Raw genomic sequence first — 11,668 nt, forward strand, 5'->3', positions numbered from 1 at the left:
CAGGAATAGTAGTACATATTTATTGAAGAAACACATAAATAACTTATTTTCAGCCGATTATTTTACAATATACAGATTAAAAAATAAAAAAACCAGCCTAAAAAAATAATTTCAGCATAGACAGTTTTACTTTTTGACCGAGAATTATGGCATCATTTTTTCCTTAACCACATAAAATTCCCTATTTTAACCTTATGACATTTGGAGATAAAGCAATCCGGTTCAATAAACAATTACATTACACAGGTGGGCCTTTACCTGCTGGTATACGAATTATGAATCCTTTCACAGAATTCGAACAAACGATGGACATTGTTGAAAGCTTCTATCACAAATACTATAACGACAATAACTCCAGGCATATCATTTTAGGAATTAATCCGAGCAGACTGGGGGCTGGCTTAACAGGGATTCCATTTACCGACCCAAAAAGGCTAAAGAGTGCACTTCATATTCCATATGAAGGAAGAATAACGCATGAACCATCCTCAGTCTTTGTATATGAAATCATTGAAGCATATGGTGGTGTGGAAGCTTTTTATAAAGACTTCTACATCAATTCACCCTGCCCTCTTGGTTTTACTTCCGTTGATGCACATGGCAAAGAAAAGAATTACAATTATTATGACAGCAAAGCACTGATCACTTCGGTTAAGGGCTTTATGATTGAAAGTCTGAACAAGCTGGTAGACTTGGGAATCAATACCGACACCTGTTTTTGTTTTGGCACTGGTAAGAATGAGAAATTTCTGAGTAAACTAAACGACGAGTATCATTTCTTTAAAAAGATCATTGCGCTGGAGCATCCCAGATTTATTATGCAATATAAAAGTGTCGACAAGCAGTTTTATATCGACAAATATTTATCTGCGTTTAGTACGATAAAGGGCAGCTAAACCAGTCTTTCGAAGTAATAATAAGACAGGGTGCCCAAGAACATATCCTGGGCACCCTGCCTTATTTATTTCTCATAATCTAATCACCACAATTGTTCCGGGGCTTCACTGTTTTTAATTTTCGAGACATTACTTAACAATAATTTTTGTTTGTCTCCACCTTTTATAAAACCATCTTCACTGGCTTTCATCATCATCTCTACGGCTTCCTGTTTCCTGCCTGTTTTAAAAAGCAAGCCTGCATATACTGCCTCAGTAGAAAAATGGGGGAAATATCCTTCTGCCAACTTCACCCATTCAAGAGCTTGAGCCAACATTTTAGGGTCATCTACAGTTCCATAAATGGCCTGTGCGGCATCACGTAATTTATAAGATAAATCAAGCATTCTAGGCTTTGCCATTACCCTTTGCATGGAAGCCCAACCTTCTACCTTAGTAGAGTCTTCCTTACCAGTGACATAAGGTGCTCTTTTTTTCTGATATTCCTCTTTATCAGCAGCTATCTTACCGGGAATATCCAATTTCATTAAACCATTGTTTACATAATCTATAGCCGCAGGCACCAACTTTTTTGCATTTTTTGTTCCCTTATAATAATTCATCACCAGCCCTTTTAAGGTCGCGTCTATTTCATCACGCTTCGTTAACTCCATTACCTTCTTTTTAGAAGCCAACATGACAGGCAGCATTTGTTCCTTATTATTTTTAATGATATCGTTTGTAAAATACTGTTGCATACCGGCATCCATTAAACTTAAGACATAACCTTCTCTTTTTCCGATGAGCCCGTCAATCTCTTTATGATGTTCGATCACATAACTATAAAACTTTCCACCCGGCACAAAAGTCATGTTGGGGTCAAAAGCCAATATCGTGGTCAAAAATTCCTTATTAGAAAGATCCTCTTTTCCCAGCAATGGAAATGCCTGCTCCAATATCTCACCATTAGGCGCTTTAACAACAGCTCTTTTTTTCAGGTATCCCATCAAAAACGCTTTGTCTCTTTTCCCACCACTATACTCGTCATCCCACATCGCCAAAGGCTTTGGATCATGTTTTTCTTTAATGGCTATAGCAGCTTCATTTAAGAATATTTTTCCAGGATTATAACCTCCGGAACGGTATACCAACACCCCATCCCCATTTACAAACAAGTAAGTAGGATACGATTTCACGCCAAATTGCTTTGCAATTGCTATACCTTCACCTTTCTCCGCATCAATCTTATAGTTTACAAAGTTTGCATTAAAAACATCTCCAACCTCTTTCAGCGGGAAAACCTCGGCGACCATCTTTTTACATGGTCCGCACCAACTGGTATACACATCAACAAATACCAGTTTATCCTCAGCTTTGGCTTTTGCCAATACTTCCTTCCAGGTACCGTGATCAAAATTAATTCCCTGAGCAAATAAAGCACCCGTTAACAACAATAGGTAGCTTAATAAAAAATATCTTTTCATTGTGTTTCTTTAGAAATTTACTTAATCAATCTGCCTAATTCCTTCTCCAAGTCTTCACCACGAAGGTTTTTAGCCAGGATGATTCCATCAGGACCAACGAGAAAGTTTTGAGGAACGGCTTTCACGTCATAATCTGTTGCAACAGCATTTTTCCAGCCTTTTAAATCGCTCACATGGATCCATGGTAGACCATCAACCTCTATGGCTTTTAACCAGGGCTCTTTTTTATCATCCAGAGAAACCGCAATGATCTCGAAGTTTTTGTCTTTAAACTTTTGATAAGCCTTTACCACATTCGGATTTTCCTGCCTGCAGGGGCCACACCAGCTGGCCCAAAAATCAACCAATACATATTTACCTTTTAATGAAGACAAAGAGACAGGCTGACCTTCGGTATTGTTCTGAACAAAATTCATCGCAGGTTGACCTACATCTATTTTCTTTGCGGCCTTTAATCGTGCGGCCAGGTCTTTTCCTTTTACTGAATTTCGTATCCGCGGACTTAACGCACTAAAGAATGGTTCAAACTTTTTCGGATCTATTACTCCGCTTCTGCCGCTAACCAAATCCAGACTTACATACGAATCGGGATGCTGATGAATAAAGTCATCTTCTACTTTGGTCATTTCCACTCGTATGGCGCGTAACTGAGGAAAGAGCTCATCCCTGGCTTTATCATTTTTCTCTTTAAAATATTGCCCCATTTTTTCGCTAAGGGGCTTCATCTTGTCCTGAAGTGGCTTTAACTGAGATTTTAACACCAAATAATCGGCTTGTGCTGCGCCACCTTTAATCATCGCTGTTTTAATATCTGCTCCGTTAAGACTAAAGCTTCTATTCTCCAGAAAGAATTCCTGCTCATCCATAGCCATCATTTTTTCCATGGTCATTGGCCCCTTGTCTTCTTTCAGATCTTTCAAAGTGATTTTTGCCTTTGTCACGTCGCTTACCCTGCCTTTTAACAAAAAGCTTCCGTTTCTTATTATAGCAGAATCCTTAACAGCTTTCTCGCCTGCGCTATAATTAATCATTACTTTTTGTCCGTCTTTTGCACCAGTGATGTTTCCTTTGATAGAAAAGCCCTGCTGTGCATTTGCAGAAAAGGCCAACAAGCCAATTGCTGCAGTAACTAATGTTTTTAACATATCTGTTTACTTTATTTATGAATAATCTTGATAGTTTAATGATTAAGGATTGTTTTGCATTCCCGGATTTTCATTGATGATTTTCTGAGGGAAACGCAATACAAACCTTTCCGGTCTGAAAGTAAAGGTTGTGGTACTACCGGTTGCGGAATATAGTGTATGGGTAAAAGTTGTAGCACCAAAAAGCGGGTCAACTGAAAGCCGCCTCATGTCAAACCAACGATAACCCATCATAGCAAATTCGCGGATACGCTCATCAATAATAAATTTAAGCAGTGGCAACTGCTGACCTGCAACGGCAGTAGGAACATCCGAGCTCGTTCCCGGCAATCTCTTTTTACGTAAGACTTCTACATCTGCTTTAGCTCCCGCGAGGTCATTTATTCTGGCTTTGCACTCTGCCCTAAGCAAATACAAATCAGGTACAACCACACCAAATTGAATGGAGTTCGGACCAATTTTCCTTAACAGCCCAGACTGATATGCTGGACCGGAATAAGCATTTGCTGAATAAAATTTCAAACGCAAATCCAGGGGATCATACAAATCAGTTGTCTTTTTATCAACCACAAATTCGTTATTTGCAAACGTCCAGTTACTAAAGGCCTGTTTACCAAATACATTTTCCTCATTATTGGGAATGGTAGGATATGAAGGTCCAAAAAGGCCAATAGGCAAAAAGGCTCCACCCGTTGCGAATGTTACGTTGTAATCATAAAGACGGACAGGGATTGCAGCATTTGTGATATCCGTTAATGCCGCATTTAAATGAGGTAAAGCCTCATTAAACTTACCCATAAACACATACACTTTCCCTAACAATCCTTCTCCTGCCGCTTTTGACATTCTTAAGCGATGGGTTGTCTTTAATGGTAAATTCGGAATAGCGGCAACCAGGTCGCTCACAATAAAATCATACATTTCCTTAACTGTGGCCCTTGTGAATTTTGTTTCTGTAACATCGGCATTCTTAACAATTGGAAAGCCTAAATCCGTGGCAGAGGTAGCTTCATTATATGGTTTACCAAAGTAATTGATCAACAAAAAGTATGTCCATGCTCTTCCAGCCATGGCCTCGGCTTTGATAGAAAGCTTTTCCTGCTCGGTTCCATCAGTAGCATTGGGCACCTCATTAATGATCTTATTGAACATATAAATGTTTTGCAATGGGACAGTCAATTCTGCCGCATTCTCATTGGGTTCATAGGTAATATCGTCCCAACGGAAAAGACGCTGCGTTTTTAGCTCAGCTCCACTAAAATAAGGTTCCGCTGCTACAACTTCATCCCCCATAGGTACCTGAGCGTTAGCGCCTATATTAACCAGATCAAGGTTACTGAGTAGCAAATTATAATCCGATACTTTCTGGGCAATCAGTTTTCCTTTAGGTGAGACCTCAAGAAATGATTTTCTGCAGGATCCCATAATGGTTACCAACAGCGCTAGGGCTAGTGTCCCCTTTATATTTTTATATATCTGTTTCATTTCCGTGCTTTATTAGAATTTTACATTCAGACCAAACGACAGTGATCCCTGGTTTACCAGCATACTTCGATAAGCATAAGTAGCCTCCTGAAATTCTGGATCAATGCCATCTTTATTCGCTTTCCACAACATCAGGTTAGAAATCTGTGCGCGTAAAGTAACCTGATCAGCTTTTAGTTTTTTGATCAACAATGACGACAAGCTATAAGACAAAGTAATGTCGCGCAGTTTCACATAAGAGGCGCTTACCACATTTATGTCACCACGAGTAAAATATGTAACATCTCTTCGCGTAATGCTTAAAGATGAGTTAGCTATATATCCAGGTATATTGGTTATCAATTCATCACCGGGCTGCTTCCATCGATTAGCAAAATCAGTATGCAGGTTTCCTCCTTTAAAACCACCACCTGTGCTCTGATTCTGATGCGTAAACCTACCTGAATAGGTACCATTTACATCCTTCCGCATCACATGGCCCAGATTAAAAATAACATTTGCAGTTAAGCCAAAACCACCATAGCTAAACACGTTTGTTAAACCTCCGTTCCAAACCGGTTGGTAGGTTCCCATAAACTGTATATCGCTGGGTTTAGCCACATTAGGCGTTTTGGTTACGATTCCGTCTGCCAATTTAATTTGTGGGTCCCCCATTGCGTCCAATCCGGCATAGCGATAAGCAAAGACCGCAAATGCAGGGTAATTGGCTACATAACGATCACGAATCCTTTCATTAGCCAGGGTAACCGGTGTTCCCAGATTAAGTTTGGTAATAGTGTTTTTATTATAAGCAATGTTAAATATGGTATTCCACCTAAAACCACCACTGCGGATATTCAGCGTATTTAAGCTCAGTTCTATACCCTTATTTTCCAGATCGCCAAGGTTGCCAATAATATTGGCATATCCGGTAAAGCTGTTTGTAGGTAAATTACCCAATAAATTACTCGTTTTCTTCTCGTATACATCTATAGCACCGCTTAACCGACTGTCGAATAATGCAAAGTCGACACCTAAATTAATTGTTTTGGTACTTTCCCAGGTAAGTTTGGTATTGGATGGCGTAGCAATTCTTAATCCAGACCCTCCTGGCAAGAAGTTACTGCGCTGTGCCTGTAAAATATCGTATGAAGCTGCTGTACCCGGAGCAGGTGAATTACCCATCAAACCGTAAGTACCCCTTAAAGCTAAACTGTTTAACCACTCCGCGTTCTTCATAAATTCTTCTGAACTTAACAACCACTTTCCGCCCACACTCCATACCGGTTTATTCTGTGCAGATTGATCCAGTCCAAACAAATTACTCTTGTCTATACGAAAACTTCCATTGACTGAATACTTTTTGTTGTAGGTATAAGCCAGGTTAGAATAATATGAAGAAAACCTGGTTTGGCGCTCAGTCTGAATAAAACTATCATTTGTTAAAACACTTCTTCCGATATTATTAGCCATTACAGGTGATGAAACCCCAGTTACACCAAGAGTTGCATAATCCACAGAACCAAAAGTCTGCAACATTTCATTGTAACCTCTTACTGTGCTTCCATTCCTCATTTCCAATTGCTCCTGAACTTCTTGCCCAACCAATAAACTCAATTGATGTAAATCGTTGTTCCAGCCATTGTTAAAGCTTAACTGATTTCTTATAGTCCAATTTTGCTGATTTACGTTGGTAAGGCTATACTTTCCACCAGTATTTGGCAAATAATAAACCGGTGTAGATGCTGTATTTGGGGCTACAGTAAACTGTAACAACTCGCTCCTTACCTTATAACTTTTTGTATCGTCGTAAACATCAATCTTGCCATTGCCTTTAATATATCCATAAGTCCCTTCGAACTTTAGTCCTTTTAACAGTTTAACATTAACACCCAGAATATTACGACTTAAAAGATTATTGTTTTTTGTGTATCCGTAGTTGACTTCATCCAGGGGATTATAATCAAGATTAATGCGGCTCCGGTTTTGGAAGTCGATTCTGTTTTCGTCAGTCAGAAGCTGCATGTAAGGCATCGAAATATTATTTCCGGCTGCATCCTTGAACATTTGATAAGCATAGAAATTATTATCTATATCAATGTTTCGTTTAGTATTGTTAACACTATTGGTTAAATCAGTAATCAAATTCAGCTGGATGCGACTACCTAAGGAAAGGTCCTGCCTAAGGTTAACCTTATAAACATTATTTTTTTCGCCTGGACGATTACTCACCGTATTGGTATAGGCTGCAGATCCATAAAAAGCATATTTATTACCGCCTCCTGTTAGGGACACCGTATGGTTCATTAAAGAAGCATTCCTATACCACAGATCTTTGATTTGCTGTCTGTTATCCAGATTAGCTAAGCTATCCAGACTGGCACCTGCCTGAGCAGCAGTTATCAATCCGCGTGACTTATTGTACAATATTCTTTCGTGAGGTGGCACCCCTGCAGATGAGGTATTGGTAAACCCAGAAACTGTTGCCCATGGATTCAGTACCGGATCAAAAAGTTCTGTTGCAGCCTGAATAAACTGCTTACTGTTTAATGTAGGCAGGTAATCCAAATCAGGCCTGCCCTGGAAATTCATAAAGGCATCGTAATTTACCCTAAGCTTTTCACTCTGACTTCCCTTTTTGGTTACAATAACAATTACACCATTAGAGGCTCTTGCACCCCATATCGAAGCAGCGGTTGCATCCTTCAAGACGGTAATATCGGCCACATCCTGCGGATTGATAGATGAAACATCATCTATGGGAATTCCATCTACCACAAACAAAGGATTTCTATTGGTACCAACATAAGTTCCAATCGCTTCAACACCAGTATTGGTTGCAGGAATACCTACCGTAGATAAGCCACGTACCAGAAAAGGACTTTGACTGGCACTTGGTGCATTGTTAACGGTTAAACCTGCTACAAGGCCATCTAGCCTTTGCAAAATGTTCATGCTCCCCGTACGGTTTTCAACAATGCTCATGTCAGGCTTAGCAAAGGACCCTGCGCTTCTTTCTTTTGAAATCGTCTGATATCCAGTATTTACGGTTACATTCACTTCAACCAGTTTGCCCGACTGGAGACCCATTTTTATAATCCCCATATCCTTAGTTGCTTTTATCCGCTGCGGCATATAACCAATATAAGAAATCATGATGTAGGCATTTTCATCTACATTTCTTATTAAAAAGTCCCCTGCAGCATTCGTAACCCCAGCTGTCTTAAATTTTCTGGCCACGAGGTTAAGACCATCAGCTTTAATAAGGTTAACATCCTGTCCATCCGATAAAATCAAAATTGTAGCCCCAGCAAGGGGTTTTCCTTCTTCATCCATGACCCTTCCTCTTACGTCAATCGTTTTGAAGATGTCCATGACTTTCTCCACAAATGAAGCTTCCCTCGGCTTAATGATAATGTTGCGGGCATCAATAGCATATTCCAGGGCCTGATCTTTCACCACCAGATCCAATACACTCTTTAGGGCTACATTTCTGAAGTTTACGTCGAGCCTTCTGTTTACATCTACTTTTTCATCGGCATAAAATACATGATACCCGGTTTGTTTCTTGATTTCCGTAAAGATCTCCTTTAAACTGGCGGCTTTCCTGGTGAAATTGAGTCGCTGTGCAAAACTGGCGGCACTAACTTGAGCGAGCGTCAAAATGATTATGAAAGTGGTCAGCCTCATAATTAACAATAATTTAGCAGGTAGCCTAAATTGAGGCATACCTGAATTAAAAGCATTTTTATTCATACTTTTGAATGGTTTGAGTTGATCGTGAATAGTTGGTCTATTTTTTATCCTCTACGGGTACTCACCCATAGGGAAAGGTTTGCTCAAGCTTCCGCCGGATCGTGTTCCACCACTTTCCGGCTTTTTTTTAAGCCAACCTGGTGTCGGTTATGGTAAATCTTTCACTATTTGGGTTGGTTTAGGTTTTAATTTATAATACTTGAATTTGTCGGCCTTCCAGTTTAAACTTTATCGTTCCCGCCTGTTCCAGCGCATTTAAAACGCCCGAAACATGATCATAACGGGAAAGTGATCCACTAAAGGTTTTGTTTTTAAGTTCAGGATGACTGTAAACGACCTCAACATCGTACCAGCGTGAGATTTTTCTCATGATGCTGTTTAAAGGTTCATTGTTACAAACAAACTCGCCATTTTTCCAATCTATGGCTTCATTTGGATTTACTTTGTTCACTTTAATTATTCCATTTGTTAGGACTGCTTCATGCCCCGGAGTTAAAATCGTTTGATTTACGCGTACGGAACCTTCCAGCAAGGTCGTTTTAGTACTTACCTCGTCAGGATAAGAATTGATATTGAAATGAGTACCCAAAACCTGCACCTCCTGTTTATCCGTACTCACTACAAAAGGTTGTTTTTTATTCTTAGCGACTTCAAAATAGGCTTCGCCCTTCAACGTAACTTTACGCTGTTCTTCACCAGCAAAGCTAGATGGGAATTTAAGAGTACTTTCGGCATTCAACCATACTTTAGTGCCATCGGATAAGGTAACCTGATAAGTGCCACCACGGGGAGTGCTCACTAGGGCAGCAGTACGAGGTATCGAGATAATTTCTGTACCATCGTTATATGAAAGTTTGTTTGCATCTATAATTACACTTTTTTGAGCTCCACTTAAAAGAATCGTTTTACCATCCTCAAGTGTAAGTGTTGCTTTATTTCTTCCCGGAGCGATATCATTTTCACTGGCAATTTTAAACTGATGATTTGAATAACGTGCATTGAAGAAATAAATGCCTAAACCCAATACTAAAAAGGTCATTGCTGCTGCTGTTGCGATCGAAATTCGAGGCCATAATTTAATTGTTTTCTGCTCGGGTTGGATGCCAGAGGCATTTATATTGCTCCACATTTCCGTCTCTATGGCAGCAAAATTTACTTTACCTTCGGGCAATTCTTTGGTATCAAAAGCTTGAATATACCAGCCCTCTACCAAAGTCCTTTCGGCTGGGGTACATTCATTTTTCTCATACTTAATCAATAATGCTTTAGCTTCCTGTTCAGTCATGATGCATTGGTTATTAAAAAATAACATTCGTTATAATGGTATAACTAATAGCTTCACAAAAAGGGGTAGAAGAAAATTATCTTTTTTTAAAAAAAATATGCCCTTAACTTGCTACGTAGTATTTTAAGCGCATTATAAATTTGTTTTTTTACGGTCTCTTCCGACAATTGGGTGGTTTCGGCGATTTCTTTACGACTAAGGTGTGCTTTACGACTTAACTCAAATATCTCCCGCATCCTGGATGGCAGACTTGCTATTTCCTGGTCTATTTGTCGCTGCATTTCATTTTCCAGCACCTGGTTGTCCGTAACACACTCCCCTGCATTTACGTAATCCTTGAAGCTTACGATATAGTTTAGCTTCAATTTATTGCGGTTAATCAGTGTAATTACAGCATTTCTAACCAGTGTATATAAATAAGGGGCCAATTTGATCTGTTGAAAATCAAGAACACCAATTTGAGCATACAACTTCGTAAATGTGTCCTGAACAATATCTTTTGCCTGCTCATTATCCTGAAGCATTTTGCGGGCAAAATTATACAGAACTGCCCAGTAGCGTCTATAAATTTCTTCAAATGCGAGATTGTCTCCCTGATTAAGCATATCAGCAAGTTCAACATCTGTCAGTAATCTATAATCGCCTTTCATTAACAAGTAACCGGATCGGTGTGAATTATAAGCGAACTTATAGATTAATTACCTTATTACAACCAGAACCAGGATATTTTATTTTCTCAATTATGAATGCCTGGGTAAACACCCTATTAAAAACGGCTATTGGATTTTCCCTTGCAAAGATTATTTTTGCACAAATTAAACTCTATTTCATCCCCATTATGAAAAACGTATTGTACGCCCTCACACTCTCCATCCTTTTATTTGCATGTAAACAAAAAGAAGAACCTTTTGCAACCTATCAACCAAGGGTAATAACAGCCAATGAAAGATTTAATGAGTTTTACGAAGGAAAAGATAGCGTTTTCAGGATCTTTTCATTTAATCAGCATGAAGGAAATTCAGCTGAAGTAAAAGAAAAACTCTATGTAAAATTCAGAGATACGATTGTTCGCATTCAAATCAACAAAACCGATTCCAGTTCGGCAACTGATAAATTCGCTTTTGCACAATTCATCAACACTCAAAAAACAGCATTACTGGTTCAGATTGATGACAATTCCGAACTGCCGGCGCCATTTTATATCATTGCATTAAAAAACAACAAGCCTGAGGTGGTTAGTCTTTACAGACCCTCAACAGGAAAAATGGATCTACGTTACACCACGGGTTTAAACAAAATCGGCAGAGGTGGTTACCTGATCAACAATGATTTTTTCGTCAAAAATGTAAACGCTCAGGTTTATTTAATTAAAAGACAAAATCCGGAAGAGCGCATACAGGGTGAATTCGTTTTAAACTCGCCAGATAAATCGACTTTTGTATTCCTTACGCCGAAATCGTTTTACCAGGTACATTACCCGAGCGACGAAGTTCTTAATGAATCGCTTTCCAAATCAGTGTCACAGTCGGACATCGCTGACTGGATTAAAAACAACTTCGACTGGAAAAAAAACAAAAAAGGCATTGCTTTTTTAAGGTATGCTGACAGTGACAGAATTGTAGACATCAAGGAGTTCCAATAAAAGAACCAGGGATGGTT

At 39.2% G+C, this 11,668-nt stretch carries 8 protein-coding genes; 2 read left to right on the top strand and 6 right to left on the bottom strand.

Annotated elements, in window-relative coordinates:
* Window positions 1-194 precede the first annotated feature (194 nt).
* Complete coding sequence (locus tag B9A18_RS14575) at window positions 195-896, top strand: SMUG2 DNA glycosylase family protein (protein ID WP_084290056.1); 702 nt, start codon at window positions 195-197, stop codon at window positions 894-896.
* Between the two features lie 83 nt (window positions 897-979).
* On the opposite strand, the gene B9A18_RS14580 is transcribed toward B9A18_RS14575, so the two are convergent.
* From B9A18_RS14580 to B9A18_RS14605, 6 genes are all read right to left on the bottom strand, one after another.
* A complete protein-coding gene (locus B9A18_RS14580) occupies window positions 980-2,359 on the bottom strand; it encodes a thioredoxin family protein (RefSeq protein ID WP_084290057.1) in 1,380 nt (459 codons plus the stop codon).
* Window positions 2,360-2,376: 17 nt separating this feature from the next.
* Window positions 2,377-3,504 (bottom strand): TlpA disulfide reductase family protein, encoded by a 1,128-nt coding sequence (locus tag B9A18_RS14585; protein WP_084290058.1) that lies wholly within the window; start codon window positions 3,502-3,504, stop codon window positions 2,377-2,379.
* Between the two features lie 42 nt (window positions 3,505-3,546).
* Entirely contained in the window at window positions 3,547-4,989 is a 1,443-nt protein-coding gene (locus B9A18_RS14590) for a RagB/SusD family nutrient uptake outer membrane protein (RefSeq protein ID WP_084290059.1), read from the bottom strand.
* 12 nt (window positions 4,990-5,001) lie between these two features.
* Window positions 5,002-8,724 carry a SusC/RagA family TonB-linked outer membrane protein gene (locus B9A18_RS14595; RefSeq protein WP_084290060.1) on the bottom strand — a complete coding sequence of 1,241 codons (3,723 nt, stop codon included), beginning with the start codon at window positions 8,722-8,724 and terminating at the stop codon, window positions 5,002-5,004.
* Window positions 8,725-8,914: 190 nt separating this feature from the next.
* Window positions 8,915-10,009: a FecR family protein gene (locus B9A18_RS14600; protein WP_084290114.1), complete on the bottom strand. Its 1,095-nt coding sequence runs from the start codon at window positions 10,007-10,009 to the stop codon at window positions 8,915-8,917.
* 86 nt (window positions 10,010-10,095) lie between these two features.
* Complete coding sequence (locus B9A18_RS14605) at window positions 10,096-10,659, bottom strand: RNA polymerase sigma factor (protein ID WP_084290061.1); 564 nt, start codon at window positions 10,657-10,659, stop codon at window positions 10,096-10,098.
* 188 nt (window positions 10,660-10,847) lie between these two features.
* On the opposite strand from B9A18_RS14605, the gene B9A18_RS14610 reads away from it, so the two are divergent.
* Window positions 10,848-11,651: a hypothetical protein gene (locus tag B9A18_RS14610; RefSeq protein WP_144009505.1), complete on the top strand. Its 804-nt coding sequence runs from the start codon at window positions 10,848-10,850 to the stop codon at window positions 11,649-11,651.
* Window positions 11,652-11,668: the final 17 nt, after the last annotated feature.

Source organism: Pedobacter nyackensis (genome assembly GCF_900176505.1).
Classification (GTDB): domain Bacteria; phylum Bacteroidota; class Bacteroidia; order Sphingobacteriales; family Sphingobacteriaceae; genus Pedobacter; species Pedobacter nyackensis.